Origin of the sequence: Pseudomonas sp. Sample_16, assembly GCF_004307665.1 — a bacterium.
In the GTDB taxonomy this organism is placed as follows: Bacteria; Pseudomonadota; Gammaproteobacteria; order Pseudomonadales; family Pseudomonadaceae; genus Aquipseudomonas.
Window position 1 is genome coordinate 49,119 of record NZ_RCOB01000070.1, and the last position, 18,184, is coordinate 67,302.

The window sequence follows — 18,184 nt, forward strand, 5'->3', positions numbered from 1 at the left end:
TTTGGGGGATTGATGGACCTTTGGACTGCCTTTCAGGCTTTGATTCTTGGCGTTGTAGAAGGACTGACAGAGTTTTTGCCCATTTCCAGTACCGGGCACCAGATCATTGTTGCGGACTTGCTCGAGTTCGGTGGTGAACGCGCCATGGCGTTCAACATCATCATCCAGCTCGGGGCGATCCTGGCGGTGGTCTGGGAGTTTCGCCGCAAGATTTTCGACGTGGTCATTGGATTGCCAACCCAGCCGAGTGCGCGACGTTTCACCGCGAACCTGCTGATTGCCTTCCTGCCGGCCGTGGTGTTGGGGGTGATCTTCGCTGACTTGATTCACCATTACCTGTTCAACCCGATCACCGTGGCCGCAGCCCTGGTCGTGGGTGGCGTGATCATGCTGTGGGCCGAAAAGCGTCAGCATGAAGTGCATGCCGAAACCGTCGATGACATCACCTGGAAAGATGCGCTCAAGGTGGGTTTCGCCCAGTGCCTGGCGATGATTCCCGGCACTTCGCGCTCCGGCTCGACGATCATCGGTGGACTGCTGTTCGGCCTGTCGCGCAAGACCGCTACCGAGTTCTCGTTCTTCCTGGCCATGCCGACCATGGTCGGTGCCGCGGTGTACTCGGGCTACAAGTACCGCGACCTGTTCGTGCCGGCAGACTTCCCGGTGTTCGCGATAGGTTTCGTCACCGCTTTCATCTTTGCGATGATCGCCGTACGTGGCTTGCTCAAATTCATCGCCAGCCATAGTTATGCGGCGTTCGCCTGGTATCGCATTGCCTTCGGCCTGCTGATCCTGGCCACCTGGCAGTTCGGCTGGGTCGATTGGACAGCGGCCCAGCCATGAGTGATTCCAGCGCACGCAACAACCCCGGTCGGCAATCCGGGGGAGGGGTGCAAAACCTTCGCCTGAAGTGGCTGGTGTTTGCGATCCTGTGTGCGCTGCCTCTGTTCGGTTCGACGTCGTTATGGCTGCATGGGGTGTCGACGATTCCCCTGGCGGCCTATGGCATCGTCAGTGTGCTGGCGTTTTTGCTGTATTGGAGCGACAAGCGCAAGGCCCGCGCGGATCAGTGGCGAACCCCGGAAAACGTGCTGCATGCGCTGGAGTTCGCCGGTGGCTGGCCGGGCGCCTTGTTGGCTCAACAGGCGTTTCGGCACAAGACGCGCAAGGTTTCGTTCCAAGTGGTGTTCTGGTTGATCGTGCTGATGCACCAGGTGTTCTGGATCGACCACTTGTTCCTCGGCGCACACCTGTTCGCGCTGTTCTAAAGCAGTAAGCCGACCTGGCTGCGCTTGGGCAATTTGCTGACGACCAGTTGATGGGAGCGCCGTAGCAGCGCCTGCAATTCCTCGCCGCCCAGCGGATAGGGCGTGGCCATGATGATCCACTGGGCGCGTGCCAGATAAGGCGCCGGATGAATTCCCGGGCGATCGCAATGACCGAGAAACAAATCCTTGTCGACCTTGAACGCCAGTGACGCACCGCGCAGGTTCTGCAGGGCGAACATCTTGTTTGCGGCAATCGAAAACACCCGTACGCCGCCCCATTTGTAGTCTTCCCGTGCACCCGGCAGTGCGAGGCAGAATGCTGCGACCTCGTCTTCGCTCATGCGCCCAGCCTTCATATCAAGCGATCTCCGCAGGCATTGAATGTTTCGATCAAATGGTCAAGCCAGGCGCGAACCGCCGGCATCACCCCACGTCGATGAGGGTAGACGGCTTGCAGCCAGCCTCCCGGCAAGGACCACTCGGGCAGCAACTGCACCAGTGAGCCGTTTGCCAGTTCCTGCTCGCAGTACATCATCGGCAACGTGGTAAAGCCCTGGCCGGCGAGGGCGCAGGTCTTGCGCACGATGAAGTCATCAATGCCCAGTCGTGCTTCAAGGGACAGCTCGTAACTTTTACCCTGACGATCAACCAGACGAATGTGCACCATTCGATCGGGTTCAAGTGCACCCAGCACTGGCAGGCTTTTCAGGTCATCGGGATGACTGATGTCATGTCCCTTGAGGAACGCGGGGCTGGCCACCATCAGCATTTGCGCCTGACGCAGTCGGCGTGTAACCAATAGCGGGTCTTCGTCGCCGGGCTCGCGTACACGTAAAGCGACGTCCACGCCTTCGGTCACCAGATCGACGCGGCGGTTGACCAGCATCACTTCCAATTGCACCTGGGGAAATTTTTCGAGGAAATTGCTGATCACACCCGGCAACATTTCATGGGCCAATCCGACCGGCGAAGACACCCGTAAACGACCGCGTGGTTCGCTGGACATGCTGGCCACAGCCTCATCAGCCATTTCCGCTTCGAGCAGCATTGCCTGGCAGTGTCGCAGGTAGCGTTCACCTACAGCCGTCAGCTTGAGCTGGCGGGTGGTGCGTTGCAGCAGACGTGCGCCGAGACGCTCCTCCAGTTCGGCAATGCGCCGCGACAGGCGCGATTTGGGAATCCCCAGCGAGCGCCCGGCCGCTGCGAAGCCGCCAGCCTCGACAACTTTGGCGAAGTAATAAAGGTCATTGAGGTCTTGCATGCGTGTGTGCTCGATTGTTCTATCAGTGAGACAAACTATCGCATTGTTGCATGCTAATCAGCTATTGGTTTCGTCTGTAGGATTGTTTCCATCAGATCGCCCTTGTGGGCGATCCTCACCTGGAGATCCCACATGAAACTGCTGCATATCGATTCGAGCATTCTTGGTGACAACTCGGCTTCCCGTCAGCTGAGCGGTGAAGTGGTCAAAGCCTGGCAAGTTGCCGAGCCATCCGCTGTGGTGACCTATCGTGATCTGGCCGCTGATGCCATCAGCCACTTTTCCGCGACGACGCTGGTTGCTGCCGGGACCAGCGCTGAACTGCGCAATGCCGCACAACAGCACGAAGCCGAACTGAGCGCCCAAACCCTCGCTGAATTTCTCGCTGCCGACGCAGTAGTGATTGCCGCACCGATGTACAACTTCACCATTCCAACCCAGCTCAAGGCCTGGATCGACCGCATCGCCGTGGCCGGTCAGACCTTCCGTTACACCGAAGCCGGCCCTGAAGGCCTGTGCGGTGGCAAGAAAGTGGTGATCGTTTCGACGTCCGGCGGCCTGCACGCAGGTCAGGCGACCGGCGTAGCCCACGAAGAGTACTTGAAAGTGCTGTTCGGTTTCATCGGCATCACCGATATCGAGTTCGTTCGCGCCCACGGCCTCGCCTATGGTGATGAAGTGCGTACCAAAGCCATGAACGACGCCCAGACGCAAATCAGCGAGCAACTGTTCGCCGCTGCGTAAGGCTTGCGTAAAGCAGCAAACCGTTCAGGTAAAGCCCCAAAAAACTCTGTATTCTGGATACGCAAGTACCAGGTGCGGAGTTTTTTGTTTCTGGTCGTTACAGGTTGTGGCCCAAGATATGCAGTCGAGGGTTTACCTCCATGGTCCGGTAACAAGGTGGGCATCCCATGATGCGTCTTTGTGCAACCTTAGTGTTATGCCTGTTGAGCAGCCTGAATTCGGTGCACGCTGCCCCCGCGCCACATCCTCACTGGAGCGTCGGTTATCACGAGATGAGTTTTCTCGACCCGCTCGATCTGCAGCCGATGCGCGCCATCGCGTTCTATCCCTCCAGCGAAAAAGAACATTCCAGCAAGCTTGAGGGCTACACGGTCGAAGCCGGCGAAGACACCAGGGTCGCCATGGGCCGCTTCCCGATGCTGATGCTCTCCCACGGCAATACCGGCACTCCGTTGGCGCTGCACGATCTGGCCACGTCGCTGGCTCGCAAAGGGTTTGTGGTGGTGGCGGTGATTCACCCCGGGGACAATTCCAGGGACCACAGCCGACTCGGCACCTTGAGCAACCTGTACGGGCGGCCGATCCAGATCTCCGAAGCCATCACCGCGACGTTGGGCGATCGTATGCTCGCGCCGTTCGTCAATGCCGAGCAGGTGGGCGTTATCGGTTATTCAGCCGGCGGGGAGACCGCGTTGATTCTGTCCGGCGCGACGCCCGATCTCGATCGCCTGCGCCGTTACTGCCAGGAACGTCCGGATGACCGTGACGCCTGCAATACCCAGGGTGAGTTGATTGTCGACCGTGATGATTTGCAACCGGTGGCTGACCCGCGGGTCCATGCGTTACTGCTGATGGCGCCGCTGAGCCTGAAGTTCGGCCGACACACGTTGGCCGATGTGCATGTGCCGGTGCTGCTCTACAGCGGTGACGGCGACAAATTGGTGGCCTTTGACAAGAACGCCGCAGCGCTGGCGCGCAAACTGCCCATCGCACCGGACTTCAGATTATTGTCCGGGGCAGGGCACTTCGTGTTCATGGCACCTTGCAATGACGAACAGATCGCGATCATGCCGGCACTTTGCACCGATGCTGATGGCGTCGACCGCGAAGACATTCATCGCAATCTGATTGCCGAGGCTGGACGTTTTTTCTCGCGTACCTTGGGCAAGGCAACCCGGGCCGGGATGCAAACCGCCGATCAGTAGCTCAACGCTCCCACAGTTTATTGGGCCATCGAACGCTGCTTGAGCAGCAGCGTCAATCCAAGACCGCTGATCGACAACAGCGCCGCACTGAAGAAAATCCACGAGTACCCCATGTTCAGCGCAATGGCCCCCATCAGCGGGCCGGCAATCGCCAATGCCAGATCGAAAAATACTGCGTAAGCACTCAGTCCCGCGCCACGGCTGGAGTTGGGCACTTGTTTGATCGCCTCGACACCGAGCGCGGGGTAAACCAGCGACAGGCCAAACCCGGTCAACCCGGCACCTATCAAGGCATACCCGGTTGAGGGTGCGAGCCACAGCAGCACCAGGCCGACTGTCTCGATGGTCATGCAGGCAATGGCCGAGCTGAATCCGCCAAACCGGCTGATGCTGGAAATGAACAACAATCGCGCAAGGATAAAGCACACGCCGAACACCGTCAGGCAGTACGCCGCACCGCTCCAGCCGCGGTTCAAGTAGTACAAGGTAATGAAGGTGGTCAGGGTGCCGTAGCCAATGGACGCCAGGCTCAAGCTCGCACCGAACGGTGCAATGCGCCCGAACACCGCCCAGAACGGCAAGCGCTCACCACGCACCACTGGCACCGACGGTTTGTTGCGAATCAACAGTAGCGCCGCCAAGGCCAGTACCGACAGGGCAATGCCCAGGCTGGCGAACCCCAACTGAGCGACCATCACCACCCCCAACGGCGCTCCGATGGCGATCGCACCGTAGGAAGCTATTCCATTCCAGGAAATCGAACGTGCCGTGTGCTCCGCGCCAACCTGGCCCATGCACCAACTGATGGTGCCGACGCCGATCAAGCCTTGGGCGATCCCCAGCAACAAGCGGCCGGCGATCAGGATCGACAAACTTAACAACGGAAACCCTTGCAGCAAGGTCGACAGCAGCGTCAGCACACCGCTCAACACAATCCCTGACAACCCGTAAATGATCGCCCGTTTGGTCCCGACGTTATCGGACATGCGTCCGGCCATGGGCCGACTGAGCAGGGTCGCAAGGTACTGCGAACCAATGGTCAGCCCCGCGATTACAGCACTGAACCCCAGTTGTTCATGGACATACCCCGGCAACACCGCAATGGGCAAGCCGATGCAGAGGAAGGCAATAAAGGTGTAGAAAACGATGGAGACGATCTGCAGGGTGATCGCCATGGAGCTTTGCGGTGGCTGTTGCTGCGCAGACATGAGGGCTCGTTCGCGGGCGGCGGAGGGAGAGCTGCATGATGGCTTGGGCGCGGGATAAAAGAAAGCTGGCTAACGATTGAATGCTTAAACTCTTCGTCGATTGTGATGCCCTCATCGCGGGCAAGCCTTGCTCCTACGGGTTTTGAGGCTGGCCGCGGTTTGGTGCTCAGCGCAAAGCCCTTGTAGGAGCGAGCCTGCGCGCGATGGATTCGGCACCTGAATAATTCCAGCCCTGGAATGCAAAAAGCCCCGTCACAAGGACGTAATGCTGTTCACTTAAGAGATAGAGCGAACAACAAGTAACCTGTGGCGAGGGAGCTTGCTCCCGCTGGACTGCGCAGCAGTCCCATTTTTAGGGTCGCTTCGCGCCCCAGCGGGAGCAAGCTCCTTCGCCACAGATACAGTGTTCGTCCTTAAGTGAAGAGCATTCCGTCACAAAGACAGGGCTTTTCGATTCAAGCGGAGGCTTAGAACACTACGCCCTGGCTACGCAGGTAATCGTCATAGGTACCGCTGAAGTCGGTCACGCCATTCGGGCTCAGCTCGATGATGCGAGTGGCCAGGGAGGATACGAATTCACGGTCGTGGCTGACGAAGATCAACGTGCCTGGATAGTTCTCCAGCGCCAGGTTCAGCGCTTCGATGGATTCCATGTCCAGGTGGTTGGTCGGTTCGTCCATCACCAGTACGTTCGGCTTTTGCAGGATCAGCTTGCCGAACAGCATGCGGCCTTGTTCACCACCGGAGATGACCTTGACCGACTTGAGGATCTCGTCGTTGGAGAACAGCATCCGGCCCAACGTGCCGCGAATGATCTGCTCGCCCTGTGTCCACTGACCCATCCAGTCGAACAGGCTGACGTCGTCTTCGAAGTCGTGGGCGTGGTCCTGGGCGTAATAGCCCAGCTCCGCGCTTTCGGTCCACTTCACGGAACCGGCGTCCGGGGTCAGCTCGCCCATCAAGGTGCGCAGCAGGGTGGTTTTGCCGATACCGTTCGGGCCGATGATCGCTACGCGCTCGCCAGCTTCAACGGTGAAGCTGAAGTTCTTGAACAGCGTCTTGCCGTCGAAGCCTTTGGACATCTGCTCGATGGTGACAGCCTGGCGGTGCAGTTTCTTGGTCTGTTCAAAGCGAATGAACGGGCTCACGCGGCTCGATGGCTTGACCTCGGCCAGCTGGATCTTGTCGATCTGCTTGGCACGGGAAGTGGCCTGCTTGGCTTTCGAGGCGTTGGCCGAGAAGCGGCTGACGAACGTTTGCAGTTCGGCGATCTGGGCTTTCTTCTTCGCGTTGTCCGACAGCAGTTGCTCGCGGGACTGGGTCGCCGCGGTCATGTACTCGTCATAGTTGCCCGGGAACAGGCGCAGTTCGCCGTAGTCCAGGTCAGCCATGTGGGTGCACACGCTGTTGAGGAAGTGACGGTCGTGGGAAATGATGATCATGGTGCTGTTACGCACGGTGAGAATCGATTCCAGCCAGCGAATGGTGTTGATGTCCAGGTGGTTGGTCGGTTCGTCGAGCAACAGCACTTCCGGATCGGAAAACAGCGCCTGGGCCAGCAATACGCGCAACTTCCAGCCTGGAGCGACTTCGGACATCGGGCCGAAATGCTGTTCCAGCGGAATGCCCAGGCCCAGCAGCAGCTCACCGGCACGGGACTCGGCGGTATAACCGTCCATTTCGGCAAACTCGGTTTCCAGTTCGGCCACGGCCATGCCGTCTTCTTCGCTCATTTCCGGCAGCGAGTAGATGCGGTCGCGCTCGGCCTTGACCTTCCACAACTCTTCGTGACCCATGATCACGGTGTCGATCACGGTGAATTCTTCGTAGGCGAACTGGTCCTGGCGCAATTTACCCAGGCGCACGTTCGGCTCGAGCATGACCTGACCACCCGAAGGTTCGAGGTCACCGCCAAGAATCTTCATGAAAGTCGACTTGCCGCAGCCGTTGGCGCCGATCAAGCCGTAACGGTTGCCACCGTTGAATTTGACCGAAACGTTTTCGAATAGCGGCTTGGCGCCGAACTGCATCGTGATGTTAGCTGTAGAGATCAAAGGTTTTTCCTGCGAAGCATTCAGAGTAGCCAGGGTGGCGGCTGGACCGCGCTTGACCCGAGTCAAGGTGCGCTGAAACGGGTTTTTTCCGTCATCAACGAGGTGGCGCGTAAAGTTTGGCGGCGATTGTACTGGTCTGGCTCTTTAAACGATAGGGCAATGGAGGCCACACCGTCGTTTTGGCGGTAGCAGTGCGCATTTTCAATGTTATAGGTTAACTATTGGTTACAAAGTGTGGCTAAAATGCCATCTCTCACCGAGGCCGACATACGGCCTGGCTCGAAAACGGGCCAAAAGACGCTGCACAAGCCTCCACACGCCGCTGGCTGGCAAGGGGCGCAGTTTGTTCACTTCTGATGTGTGACGATTTCCGTGAAACTGATCATTGCCGCTGTCTACGTTGTATCCATCGCGTACGTCCATCTGCGCGGTCGCGTGCGCCACAAGTTGGGGCGCCAGTTGAGCGATCACTCGACGTTTCTGGCGCCGATCAATTGCTTTCTTTATCTGTTCTCGAAAGTCCCCAACAAGCCCTACCTGGATCCGGCGGACTTTCCCGACCTGACGCCCCTGCAAACCCATTGGCAGGAAATCCGCGCCGAAGGCCAGAACCTGCTGCGTGCCGGCGAGATCAAGCGTTCCAACCAATACGATGATGTTGGCTTCAACTCGTTTTTCAAGACGGGCTGGAAGCGCTTCTATCTCAAGTGGTACGGCGACAATCACCCGTCGGCGATGAAACTGTGCCCGCGCACCACTGAGTTGGTTCAGAGCATCGGCTCGATCAAGGCCGCGATGTTCGCCGAGTTGCCGCCGGGCTCCAAACTGGTTCGTCACCGTGATCCGTATGCTGGTTCCTATCGTTATCACCTGGGACTGGAAACGCCTAATGATGCCGGTTGCTATATCAACGTCGATGGCGAGAACTATCACTGGCGTGATGGCGAAGCCGTGATGTTTGATGAGACGTTCATTCATTACGCGGAAAACACCACCCAACAGAACCGCATCATTCTGTTCTGCGATATCGAGCGCCCGATGAAGTATCGCTGGGCAGCCGCGTTCAATGGCTGGTTCAGCCGCACGGTGATGTCGGCTGCTGGCGCGCCCAACGAGGCGGGCGACAAGACGGGTGGCATCAATCGCCTGTTCGGCAAGATTTACAAGATTCGTCTGCGCGGCAAGGAATTGAAGAAGCGTAATCGCAAGCTCTATTACTTGCAGAAATGGGCCTTCTTCGGTGGTCTGCTGGCGATTTTTGTCCTGGTCTGAATCTCTTGTCAGTGCTGCTGCTGACGTCATCGCGGGCCTGCCTGCGATGACGCCGGAACATTCACCGCATCACTTGCTGACTTTCTTCCGCGCAGCCGGTTTGCTCGCTGATTTGCTCTTGGCAGGCGCCTTGTCGGCGCTCCTGCCCCCAAGACTGCGCTTGAGCAGTTCGGTCAAATCGATGACATCCGCGGTCTTGCGCTCTTCTTCGCCAGTCGCCGTTTCAACGTCTTCGATCTTGCCTTCATGGGCCTTCTTGTCGACCAGGGCCATGATCTTGTCTTCGAATTCATCCCGGTAATCTTCGGGCGTCCATTCTGCGCTCATGTCCTCCACCAAGCGTTTGGCCATGTCGAGTTCACCTTTGGCCAGTTCTGCTTTGGTGACGTCCGGCCCTAACGCCAGCTCGTCAAGGCTGCGGACTTCCGCCGGCCAACGCAGTTTGACCAGTACCAGCGCCGATTCCAGTGGCATCAATGCCGCGAGGTACTGGCGGGTATGCAACACCACGCGTGCCAACGCGACTTTCTTGGTTTTGGTCAACGTCTCGCGCAACAACGCGTAGACTTTGCCGCCACGTTTATCCGGTGCCAGGTAATAGGGCGTATCGATGTTTTGCAGCGGAATCTGTTCGCCGTCGACAAAGGCGAAAATGTCGATGGTCTGCGTGGATACGGGGTGCGCTGAGCGAATTTCCTCTTCGCTGAGCACCACATAACGACCCTTTTCGTAGGCTACACCTTTGACGATGTGTTCCTTGGTCACCTCCTTGCCGGTGACCTTGTTCACACGCTTGTAGCCCACCGGCTCCATGCTGCGGCTGTCGAGCCAGTCGAAGTCCACCCCTTGGGAAGAGGTCGCCGAGACCAGCGCCACGGGGATATGCACCAGTCCGAAACTGATCGCGCCTTTCCAGATTGCCCGTGCCATGGTCGTGTTCTCGCGAGTGATGATCAGGTGACCGTAGGCCTCGAGCAAAAGTTTCAGCGGCCTGCAGCCCGTCTCTCGCGCAAGATCAACTTCGTGTTACACCTTGCCGTTGAGGTTTTGATTAACAAATCCGAACCCGGGGCGTAGCGTGCTATCGAAGACCTTACACGCGCGTGCCCAGAGGCAACCCATGAACAGATGCATCCTCGGCTTCATCCTGTTGGCCTCGAGCAGCATTCTCGGCCCATTGGCCCAGGCGCAAGTCCCTTCGACTCACGCGCCGTTGCTTTTGGCGCAGAGCCTGCCGAACAGCGGTAACAACAACCCCTACAACAGCCCGATTCGCCGGGCCAATCCCAACAGCATGCAAGGCACGCAACCCAGTGCCCCGGCGATCCGAGGACCGAACACGGTCCCTGTGCCACGTCCGCCAACCCTCGACAACGGTGGCATCGGCAATCGCTACCCGCAGACGCCAGCGGCTCCCGCCAGCTCTCCCAGATTCATACCCAACCCGCCAGCGCGGGGTACTCCCATTCGTTGAACGGCAAAATCTGCATTTCTCCCCGCCATTCTCATGACAAAAGGAATCGTGCATGTTGTGTAAATCTCTTCTGACCGCTCTCTGTGCCAGTGCAATGTTGACCGTTACGCCGCCTGTGCTTGCCGCGTCCGCGCAGGCGATGAAAAGTGAACTGGGCACGCTTGAAGTCACCCCCATCGCCGATGGGCTGGAGCACCCCTGGTCCGTGGCGTTTCTGCCGGATCGCCAGGGCATGCTGGTGACAGAAAGACCCGGCAACCTGCGCCTGGTGAGCACGGAAGGCAAGGTCTCGGCGCCGATCAGCGGCGTGCCCAAGGTCTGGGCCAAGGGGCAGGGCGGCTTGCTGGATGTAGTGCTGTCACCCGACTTCAAGCAGGACCGCTTGATCTACCTGTCCTACGCCGAGGGTGGTGGTCAGGGTAACAAGGCCGGTACGGCCGTCGGTCGCGGCAGACTGTCCGAAGACCTGACGAGCCTCAGGGATTTCACGGTGATTTTCCGTCAGGAACCCAAGCTATCCGTCGGCAACCATTTTGGCTCACGGCTGGTATTTGACCGTGATGGTTATCTGTTCATTACCCTCGGGGAAAACAACGACCGGCCGACCGCACAAGACCTCGACAAACTCCAAGGCAAGGTCGTTCGCATATATCCCGACGGCAAGGTACCGGACGACAACCCGTTTGTCGGTCAGTCCGGTGTGCGTCCCGAGATCTGGTCCTACGGGGTGCGCAATCCGCAAGGTGCGGCGCTCAACCCATGGACCGGCACACTGTGGGAAAACGAACACGGGCCTCGGGGCGGGGACGAGATCAACGTGATTGAGCGCGGCAAGAATTACGGTTGGCCATTGGCGACTCACGGCATCAACTATTCCGGGCTGCCCATTCCTGAAGCCCAGGGCAAAACCGCCGAAGGCACCGTCGGGCCACGGCATTTCTGGGAAAAATCTCCCGGGTTGAGCGGCATGGCGTTCTACGACGGCGATCGTTTCAAGGCCTGGCAACACAACGTTTTCATTGGTGCGCTCGTCACGCAGGAACTGATCCGTTTGCAGTTCGACGGCGACAAGGTGGTTCACGAAGAGCGCCTGCTGGGGGAACTGAACAAGCGCATCCGCGATGTGCGGCAGGGGCCGGATGGTTACTTGTATGTGTTGACCGATGAAGAGGACGGCGCGTTGTATAAAGTCGGATTGAAGTAACGCAAAAAGGATCGCAGCCTGCTGCAGCGCCTGTATGAGCATGCGCGACCTGGAAGCGCCGCCGCAGGCTGCGATCTTTTCAACGGTTATGCAGGATCACCGCCGCCCTTAACTTGTCCCGACCAAAGCTGCACATCTTCTCGAATTCCCTATGGCTGACCGGCACATGCTGGCAGTCCATGGTTTGTCGATGCTGGCTGTGGTCCACATCGGGATCGTGCAGATAGACGAATTCGTCGTCGCAATCGGTAACGATCACCCAGTGCGGTGATTTGGAGCGAGTCAGGCGATAGCTGCTGATCAGTACCAAAGGCTGACCGCCTTGCTCCAGCAGCCGTGGGAGGTCCAGCTGTCCGCCGATTTCGCACTCGACGTCGCTGGCAAGCAACTGTTCAGTGAACGCTTCGTGCACCAGACGCATTACGTCTTTTTTATGCTCGTTGCGCACGCCGTCGAGAAACAACGGCCCGCTCATGCTCAGTTGCAGACGCACCCGAAACCCGCGGCGCCAGGCCGCCAACGCCAAGCCTTGAGGGCTGCAGCCACCGTGGCCGGAGGTCATGAAAACGGTAGTCGCCTCGCGCCAGATCTGCAGTTCTTCGCGGCGTTGCGGATATTGGTCACGCTGCAGTGCGGCCATGGCCATGATCAGGCAAGCCGGACCGCAGGTGAATTCGGTGGTTTGTGCGTAATAAGGCACTTGAACGTTACGCGACTCGCGATGCTCAAGGATGCGTTTTTGCAGGCGCAGCGCATCGGCATGGTCCTGGTAATAGTCATGAATCACGGCAAAGCGCCGGTAGCCGTTGCGTTCATACAAGGCAATCGCCGCAGGATTGTCGATACGCACCTCCAGCCGCAAATAAGCACAGTCGTGCTCCAGAGCGCAGGCCTCGACGCGATCGAGCAATTTTTTACCCAATCCGTTGCCTCGCGCCTGGGCGGCGATGGCGATCGAATACAGTCGTGCCAGCGACGTACCTCGATGAAATAGCACCACGGCGTAACCCAGCAAATGCTCACCGTGCTGTGCTACCAACAGTTGCCCGTGGGCACGAGTAATCATCCATTGAAAGCTGCGACTGTTGAGCCGATCGGTGGTGAAGCACTGCTCTTCCAGTTGCAATAACTGAGGCACGTCTTGCAATACCGCCAAACGAAAAAAAGTATTCATACGACCGCCGTAAAAGTTGCGTAACGAAACGGGACTTTCGAAAAACATCGTGCTTAATAGGAAAGGTCTTGTTCACCAACGGATCGATCACTATGTCAGCGGTACAAGGTCATTGGCGCGAAGTATCCGAGCAAACTTTGCCGGCGGCAATCACTTCTGAAACTTATTTAAAAGGTTCTTCAAATGAGTCGGGTAGAACTTCCAGCCAGTTGATTATCATCGTCGAACGCAGGGAGGACTGGGCTTCCTACTTTCCCAGCGAGGACATTGTCACGGCCCAGGAATACCTGGAACAAACCCGCGACAACGACCAGGGCAAGCGGGTTCAGGTCATCAACCTGTGCCGCAGCTACAAGTATCTGGGGCACGGGTACTACTGCTCGCTGCTGGCAGAGGCCCGTGGGCACAAGGTCATTCCCTCTGTGCGAACCATCAGTGAACTCACCCGTAAATCCTTGTACGGTCTAGCGTTGGATGACTTGGATAAAACCCTGGAAAAAGCGCTCAGTCATCATGCTTACAGCGATACCGAAGGTTTTACCCTGACACTTTACTTCGGCAAGACCAATATCGAGCCGTTGCAGGATTTGGCGCGGCAATTATTTGAAGTGTTTGCCTGCCCGATTTTGTTAGTTGAATTTCGTCGAACTAACGGCTGGCACATCGAAGGCGTTAAGTCGGGTGCACTGCATAAGTTGCGCGAAGATCAGGAAGATCAGTTTGCACAATCCCTGGATAGTTTCAGTCGAAAAATCTGGCGCCAGCCGCGATCCCGGCGATTGGCCCGATACGACCTGGCCATTCTGCATGACCCCCAGGAAGCCTTGCCGCCCTCCAATGCCAAGGCGCTGGATAATTTTGTCAGGGTCGGCCGGACGCTGGGGATCGACGTTGATCTGATCGAGCGCAAGGACTATTCGCGAATTGCCGAATACGACGGCTTGCTGATCCGCGAGACCACCAGCGTCGACAACCACACGTATCGATTCGCCAAGAAGGCCGAAAGTGAAGGGCTGGTAGTGATGGACGACCCGGCGTCGATTCTGCGTTGCACCAACAAGGTGTACCTGACCGACTTGCTCAAGAGTCACCAACTGGGCATGCCCGCTACTGAAATCCTCTACAAGGAACGACCGGAAGATTTCGAACGGGTGGGCGAACGCCTGGGGTTTCCGTTGGTGCTGAAGATCCCCGACGGGTGTTTTTCCCGGGGTGTCATCAAGGTCGAAAGCCAGCAAGCCTTGCTCGAAGCTACCGCTGAATTGTTCGAGCATTCGGTGTTATTGCTGGCGCAGGAGTTTTTCTACACCGAGTACGACTGGCGCATCGGCGTGCTGAACCGCAAGCCGATCTTTGCCTGCCAGTACTTCATGTCCAAGGGCCATTGGCAAATCTACAACCACAAGGCCAAAGGCCAGGATATCAACGGTGAGTGCCGAACCCTGGCCGTCCACGAAGCGCCGCGAGCGGTGGTGGAACTGGCGGTAAAGACCGCCAACCTGATCGGCGATGGTCTGTACGGCGTTGATCTCAAGCAGTCGGGGGACAAAGTGGTGGTGATCGAGGTCAACGACAACCCGAACATGGACGCAGGCATCGAAGACGCGTATTTGCAAGACGACCTGTATTCACTGGTGCTGGAAGAGTTCGTGCGACGCCTGGAACTGAAACGTCGCGGCCAGGCCTGGTGATCAGCCGATGATCAAGGGCTTTGAATTGACCCACGGCGCTCTGCACGCCGTCGATCGGCTGGATGCCCCGGTCGTGCTGTTCAGCAATCCCGATGTGGCCGAGCGCGACCTGTTGCACAGCCATTTCAAACTCGATGAACACGCCTTGGCGTCGGCACTCGACCCTGACGAGGTGTCGCGCATCGAGTTTCACCCCGACAACCTGTTCCTGATCTGGAAACGCCCGGAAAACTACTCCGGCTCGCAGAGCCTGGCGTTTGAAGTGTCATCCTGTGGCTTGCTGTTTTGCCCGGACCGCTTGCTGGTGATCGCCACCGATGACGCGCCGCTGAGCGGGTTGGGCAAGCGTCAGGCGCTGAACACGCCGATGGATGTGTTGCTCGATCTGCTCTTCAACAACATCCATCACTACTTGGGTCACCTCAAGGTGATCAAATTGGTTGCCCGGGAGCTGCAGCAGAAATTCAATGCGTCGATGCAGAATCAGCACCTGATCCAGATGTTCAACCTCAGCGAAAGCCTGATCTATTACATCAATGCCATCCACAGCAACGGCGCGGTCCTCACCCGACTGCGCAACCACGCAGAAAAGCAACACTTCAATGCCCATGCCATCAGCCTGATCGACGACCTGATCATAGAAAACAACCAGTGCTACAAGCAGGCGGAAATCTACTCGACGGTGTTCTCCGGGCTGATCGACGCGCGGGGCAATCTGATGAACAACAGCATGAACAACCTGTTGCGCAAACTGACGTTGATCAATGTGGTGTTTTTGCCGCTGAACCTGATCGCAAGCATCGGCGGAATGTCCGAATTCAGCATGATGACGGCAGGCACGCCGTGGTGGATTTCTTATCCGTTGTTCTTGAGCGCGATGCTGCTGGGGGCAGGGGTGATGGTGCTGGGGCTCAAGCGCTTGGCGAAATGAATCGGGTGATGTTCACCAGGCCTGTGGGCGCGAGCCTGCTCGCGATAGCCGCTTCCAAATCGCCAAAATGTCCGGATCAGAGCTGTTGAGCCGCATCCATGCGGTCGAGCGCGCCGCGTTTGGCGACGCGTTGGCATGATGTGCAAGGATTATTCGGCAACGGCTTTTTCGACTTTAGTCGACGCCGACCAGATCCTGTAACGTACCTCTACATCCTCAGGTACATAGAGCACGATCGGCAGTTTGCTGTTGTAGCGCAGCATGAAACCGTCACCCACCACGGGCACGAAATCCTGTTTGCGCTTGCCGTCCGGGCAGGCCATCAGGGTGCTCATCGGGCCGATGACTTTTTCCAGTCGGTAAAACGGATAACCCCAGCCTTCGAGGTTTTTTTCCTCAAGCATGCCGCCCAGGCGTTGGCGGTTGCAGTCGACGGTAAGGGTCTTGCCAGCGAGTATTTCGACCTGGAAATCGTCTTCCCGGGTTTGCGGTGCCAAGTGAATGACCTGGCGGCTGAAGCCGTCCTCGGCTTTTGGAAATGGCGCGGTTTTTTCCAGCGTTGCCCCGTGGATGACGCCCGACAGTGCAGCCGCGATAACGCCGATGGATGTGCGAAAAAATAAAGGACTCATGGTGCCTCCTTGCAGGTAAACAGAAGCGAACGATCGCCTGCGCGCATTCTCCCTTCCACGGGCACCCGATGCAAACTCACGCTGTGTGCAATTTGCAGGGCTATCTGAGGCCGATAGTGCAATTTGCATGACGGTTGTTACAGGTTGTTAACCTAAACCTCTGATTTACCGATGAGCTGCATAGCTGAATTCAAGGCATGTTTTATGCTGTAGATGTTCTTAAGCTGACCGGGATCGCACACGAGTCAGCCATCGATAACCGTTGGCAGTCTCACAAAGGAGAGGGTCGCCATGTTTCTTTCTGCCTTGGAACTTCGCAACATCATTGAAAGCAGTTTCCTGCCGAAACGCTGCCAATGTTCGCTCTCTCCGGACCTCAAGATGACCGTCAAGGTCTTCGCGGAGGATGGCACTGATACCCTCGATCTATTGAGAACGGATATCGATGCCCAGCATCTGAACAGCTGCAGGGAAATCCATGAGTTGATTGCGGGGCTGCGCTCAGACCTTTACCACCATCACGGGGAAAACGAGCACCGTGAGGTACTGGGCAAAGCGCTGTAGCCCAACGTTTGAATCTGCCGTGCGCTGCGGGCCTGGATCAAAATACCAGGCCCAGCGCCAGATCGAACGCATAAATGCAACTTGTGCGATCAGTCAGTTTTGATAACTGCAAGCGTCCGACAGTTTTCGGTAGGCGAGTTCCGCGGGTTTGCCCGACTGCTTATCGATATACGTCATCGTTGCCGTGATCACTTCACAATCCATCGTCGTGGGTTCGGTCAGGGCAATCACTTTGCCAATGTGCAGGGGCATTCCGTAATGATACGAGGGTATCGCGTCGGCGACGGTGGTGTCCGCTACGGTAAAACCTGAAAAGCTGGCACAGACAAGAGCTGAAGAAACGAGCAAAACGCGCGAGTTCATGGGGCAATCTCCAGTGCAGACGGAAGTCAGCTCGACGGATCGTCGAACCTGCCGCACTGGGCGTCAGAGAACTCTGAGGGCGTGCGGTCCAGTAAGTGTTGGACTGCACGATTAAGCATTGGTTAATTCTCCTGAACGCCACCTGTCGCTTTGCCACTACCGTTCGGCGGACGACCACACCATCAGGTGCGTTATGCCAGTTGTTTTCGATAGGGCAGGTCCGGCCCGGTTTTGCCGCAAGTCAGTGCCGCTGCCTGAACCGCAAACCGCATCATCGCTTCGATCTGCTCGCGGCTGAGCTCACGCAATCCCTCGATTGAATCCAGTTGTTGCTCAGTCAACCAGGCAATCAACGCCGCCTGAAAAGTATCGCCAGCGCCCACGGTATCTGCGATTTTGACCGCGCAGGCCGGCACCGACCACGAACCATGGACCCGGCTGAACACCGTCGCGCCTTCGCCACCGCGCGTCAGGAACACCAACTGGCAACGGTGCTGCAACCAGCCCTCGATGACCCGCGCAGGGTCCTGTTCGGGATACAACAGGCGCAAATCCTCATCGCTGACCTTGATCAGGTCGGCATGTTCGACCAGCGTGGCCACGCGCGAACGCCACAACTCGATATCTGGCTCGGGGTTGAGGCGCACGTTCGGATCGAGGCTGATCAGGCGTTTACCGCTTTCCCGTCGCACCAACGCCAGCAGCGTGTCGGCAATCGGTTGCACCACCAGCGAAAACGAGCCGATGTGCAAGCCGCGTACGTCAGGCCCAAGTTCCGGCAGATGCTCAACTTTCAATTGCCGATCGGCACAACCTTCGCCACGGAAGCTGTAATGTGGCGAACCATCAGCACCCACCGCAACCATCGCCAGCGTGGTTGGTGCGGCGAAATCCCGTAGATAGCCGGTTTGTACCCCTTCGTCCTGCAGCACTTGCAACAGTCGTCGGCCAAGGTAATCGGTGGACAACCCGGCAAACAGCGCCACGTTCACACCCAATCGGCGCAAACCCACCGCAACATTGAACGGCGAACCGCCGGCAATCGCCTTGAAATTCACTTTTGAAGCCAGGCCACTGGCATCGTTTTCACTGAAAAAATCAAACAGCGCTTCGCCACACACCAGATACATAATTGTTCA

The 18,184-nt window shown here is 57.6% G+C and carries 19 protein-coding genes; 10 read left to right on the forward strand and 9 right to left on the reverse strand.

The annotated features are described in order from the left end of the window. Positions 1–12 precede the first annotated feature (12 nt). Both D8U69_RS10600 and D8U69_RS10605 read left to right on the forward strand, forming a co-directional pair. Positions 13–843, forward strand: a complete 831-nt coding sequence (locus D8U69_RS10600) for an undecaprenyl-diphosphate phosphatase (RefSeq protein WP_056855442.1) — start codon at positions 13–15, stop codon at positions 841–843. Continuing rightward, positions 840–1,268, forward strand: a complete 429-nt coding sequence (locus D8U69_RS10605) for a DUF1294 domain-containing protein (protein ID WP_056855441.1) — start codon at positions 840–842, stop codon at positions 1,266–1,268. Before D8U69_RS10600 ends, D8U69_RS10605 begins: the two co-directional genes overlap by 4 nt. Here D8U69_RS10605 and D8U69_RS10610 read toward each other — a convergent pair. After that, positions 1,265–1,624: an MmcQ/YjbR family DNA-binding protein gene (locus D8U69_RS10610; RefSeq protein WP_056855440.1), complete on the reverse strand. Its 360-nt coding sequence runs from the start codon at positions 1,622–1,624 to the stop codon at positions 1,265–1,267. The genes D8U69_RS10605 and D8U69_RS10610 overlap by 4 nt on opposite strands. Further along, on the reverse strand, positions 1,621–2,529 hold the full coding sequence (locus D8U69_RS10615; RefSeq protein WP_056855439.1) for a LysR substrate-binding domain-containing protein: 909 nt from the start codon (positions 2,527–2,529) through the stop codon (positions 1,621–1,623). The genes D8U69_RS10610 and D8U69_RS10615 overlap by 4 nt, the downstream gene beginning before the upstream one ends. Before the next feature lie 132 nt (positions 2,530–2,661). Here D8U69_RS10615 and D8U69_RS10620 point away from each other — a divergent pair, with 132 nt between their 5' ends. Beyond that, positions 2,662–3,273 (forward strand): FMN-dependent NADH-azoreductase, encoded by a 612-nt coding sequence (locus tag D8U69_RS10620; RefSeq protein ID WP_056855438.1) that lies wholly within the window; start codon positions 2,662–2,664, stop codon positions 3,271–3,273. Between the two features lie 167 nt (positions 3,274–3,440). Then, positions 3,441–4,478 (forward strand): dienelactone hydrolase, encoded by a 1,038-nt coding sequence (locus tag D8U69_RS10625; RefSeq protein ID WP_056855437.1) that lies wholly within the window; start codon positions 3,441–3,443, stop codon positions 4,476–4,478. 17 nt (positions 4,479–4,495) lie between these two features. On the opposite strand, the gene D8U69_RS10630 is transcribed toward D8U69_RS10625, so the two are convergent. Next, positions 4,496–5,686, reverse strand: a complete 1,191-nt coding sequence (locus tag D8U69_RS10630) for an MFS transporter (protein WP_130907270.1) — start codon at positions 5,684–5,686, stop codon at positions 4,496–4,498. A gap of 467 nt (positions 5,687–6,153) precedes the next feature. Then, entirely contained in the window at positions 6,154–7,740 is a 1,587-nt protein-coding gene (locus D8U69_RS10635; protein ID WP_033044478.1) for an ABC-F family ATPase, read from the reverse strand. Positions 7,741–8,112: 372 nt separating this feature from the next. Between D8U69_RS10635 and lpxO the strand changes: the two genes are divergently transcribed. Beyond that, positions 8,113–9,012, forward strand: coding sequence for a lipid A hydroxylase LpxO (gene lpxO, locus D8U69_RS10640; RefSeq protein WP_130907271.1), 900 nt, complete (start codon positions 8,113–8,115; stop codon positions 9,010–9,012). 69 nt (positions 9,013–9,081) lie between these two features. On the opposite strand, the gene D8U69_RS10645 is transcribed toward lpxO, so the two are convergent. Continuing rightward, a complete protein-coding gene (locus D8U69_RS10645; RefSeq protein WP_056855593.1) occupies positions 9,082–9,942 on the reverse strand; it encodes a Ku protein in 861 nt (286 codons plus the stop codon). 190 nt (positions 9,943–10,132) lie between these two features. On the opposite strand from D8U69_RS10645, the gene D8U69_RS10650 reads away from it, so the two are divergent. Together D8U69_RS10650 and D8U69_RS10655 are read left to right on the forward strand one after the other, a co-directional pair. After that, on the forward strand, positions 10,133–10,486 hold the full coding sequence (locus D8U69_RS10650) for a hypothetical protein (RefSeq protein ID WP_130905601.1): 354 nt from the start codon (positions 10,133–10,135) through the stop codon (positions 10,484–10,486). Positions 10,487–10,538: 52 nt separating this feature from the next. Further along, positions 10,539–11,690, forward strand: a complete 1,152-nt coding sequence (locus D8U69_RS10655) for a PQQ-dependent sugar dehydrogenase (protein WP_130907272.1) — start codon at positions 10,539–10,541, stop codon at positions 11,688–11,690. A gap of 79 nt (positions 11,691–11,769) precedes the next feature. On the opposite strand, the gene rimI is transcribed toward D8U69_RS10655, so the two are convergent. Then, positions 11,770–12,864 carry a ribosomal protein S18-alanine N-acetyltransferase gene (rimI, locus tag D8U69_RS10660; protein WP_130907273.1) on the reverse strand — a complete coding sequence of 365 codons (1,095 nt, stop codon included), beginning with the start codon at positions 12,862–12,864 and terminating at the stop codon, positions 11,770–11,772. A gap of 92 nt (positions 12,865–12,956) precedes the next feature. Here rimI and D8U69_RS10665 point away from each other — a divergent pair, with 92 nt between their 5' ends. Beyond that, on the forward strand, positions 12,957–14,555 hold the full coding sequence (locus D8U69_RS10665) for a RimK family protein (RefSeq protein ID WP_130905598.1): 1,599 nt from the start codon (positions 12,957–12,959) through the stop codon (positions 14,553–14,555). A 7-nt stretch (positions 14,556–14,562) separates the two neighbouring features. Further along, entirely contained in the window at positions 14,563–15,486 is a 924-nt protein-coding gene (locus tag D8U69_RS10670) for a magnesium transporter CorA family protein (protein ID WP_130905597.1), read from the forward strand. A 149-nt stretch (positions 15,487–15,635) separates the two neighbouring features. Here D8U69_RS10670 and eco read toward each other — a convergent pair whose 3' ends face one another. Continuing rightward, complete coding sequence (gene eco, locus D8U69_RS10675; RefSeq protein WP_130905596.1) at positions 15,636–16,118, reverse strand: serine protease inhibitor ecotin; 483 nt, start codon at positions 16,116–16,118, stop codon at positions 15,636–15,638. Between the two features lie 291 nt (positions 16,119–16,409). Between eco and D8U69_RS10680 the strand changes: the two genes are divergently transcribed. Then, positions 16,410–16,682 carry a DUF1652 domain-containing protein gene (locus D8U69_RS10680; RefSeq protein WP_130905595.1) on the forward strand — a complete coding sequence of 91 codons (273 nt, stop codon included), beginning with the start codon at positions 16,410–16,412 and terminating at the stop codon, positions 16,680–16,682. 93 nt (positions 16,683–16,775) lie between these two features. Here D8U69_RS10680 and D8U69_RS10685 read toward each other — a convergent pair whose 3' ends face one another. After that, positions 16,776–17,045 (reverse strand): DUF2790 domain-containing protein, encoded by a 270-nt coding sequence (locus D8U69_RS10685; RefSeq protein WP_056855427.1) that lies wholly within the window; start codon positions 17,043–17,045, stop codon positions 16,776–16,778. A gap of 191 nt (positions 17,046–17,236) precedes the next feature. Then, positions 17,237–18,175: a carbohydrate kinase gene (locus D8U69_RS10690; protein ID WP_130905594.1), complete on the reverse strand. Its 939-nt coding sequence runs from the start codon at positions 18,173–18,175 to the stop codon at positions 17,237–17,239. Positions 18,176–18,184 lie beyond the last annotated feature (9 nt).

Excerpts from the sequence above, each read along its gene's own strand:
- D8U69_RS10600 (WP_056855442.1), top strand. The coding sequence starts at position 13 with ATGGACCTTTGGACTGCCTTTCAGGCTTTGATTCTTGGCGTTGTAGAA.
- D8U69_RS10605 (WP_056855441.1), top strand. The coding sequence starts at position 840 with ATGAGTGATTCCAGCGCACGCAACAACCCCGGTCGGCAATCCGGGGGA.
- D8U69_RS10610 (WP_056855440.1), bottom strand. The coding sequence starts at position 1,624 with ATGAAGGCTGGGCGCATGAGCGAAGACGAGGTCGCAGCATTCTGCCTC.
- D8U69_RS10615 (WP_056855439.1), bottom strand. The coding sequence starts at position 2,529 with ATGCAAGACCTCAATGACCTTTATTACTTCGCCAAAGTTGTCGAGGCT.
- D8U69_RS10620 (WP_056855438.1), top strand. The coding sequence starts at position 2,662 with ATGAAACTGCTGCATATCGATTCGAGCATTCTTGGTGACAACTCGGCT.
- D8U69_RS10625 (WP_056855437.1), top strand. The coding sequence starts at position 3,441 with ATGATGCGTCTTTGTGCAACCTTAGTGTTATGCCTGTTGAGCAGCCTG.
- D8U69_RS10630 (WP_130907270.1), bottom strand. The coding sequence starts at position 5,686 with ATGTCTGCGCAGCAACAGCCACCGCAAAGCTCCATGGCGATCACCCTG.
- D8U69_RS10645 (WP_056855593.1), bottom strand. The coding sequence starts at position 9,942 with ATGGCACGGGCAATCTGGAAAGGCGCGATCAGTTTCGGACTGGTGCAT.
- D8U69_RS10650 (WP_130905601.1), top strand. The coding sequence starts at position 10,133 with ATGAACAGATGCATCCTCGGCTTCATCCTGTTGGCCTCGAGCAGCATT.
- D8U69_RS10655 (WP_130907272.1), top strand. The coding sequence starts at position 10,539 with ATGTTGTGTAAATCTCTTCTGACCGCTCTCTGTGCCAGTGCAATGTTG.
- rimI (WP_130907273.1), bottom strand. The coding sequence starts at position 12,864 with ATGAATACTTTTTTTCGTTTGGCGGTATTGCAAGACGTGCCTCAGTTA.
- D8U69_RS10665 (WP_130905598.1), top strand. The coding sequence starts at position 12,957 with ATGTCAGCGGTACAAGGTCATTGGCGCGAAGTATCCGAGCAAACTTTG.
- D8U69_RS10670 (WP_130905597.1), top strand. The coding sequence starts at position 14,563 with ATGATCAAGGGCTTTGAATTGACCCACGGCGCTCTGCACGCCGTCGAT.
- eco (WP_130905596.1), bottom strand. The coding sequence starts at position 16,118 with ATGAGTCCTTTATTTTTTCGCACATCCATCGGCGTTATCGCGGCTGCA.
- D8U69_RS10680 (WP_130905595.1), top strand. The coding sequence starts at position 16,410 with ATGTTTCTTTCTGCCTTGGAACTTCGCAACATCATTGAAAGCAGTTTC.
- D8U69_RS10685 (WP_056855427.1), bottom strand. The coding sequence starts at position 17,045 with ATGAACTCGCGCGTTTTGCTCGTTTCTTCAGCTCTTGTCTGTGCCAGC.
- D8U69_RS10690 (WP_130905594.1), bottom strand. The coding sequence starts at position 18,175 with ATGTATCTGGTGTGTGGCGAAGCGCTGTTTGATTTTTTCAGTGAAAAC.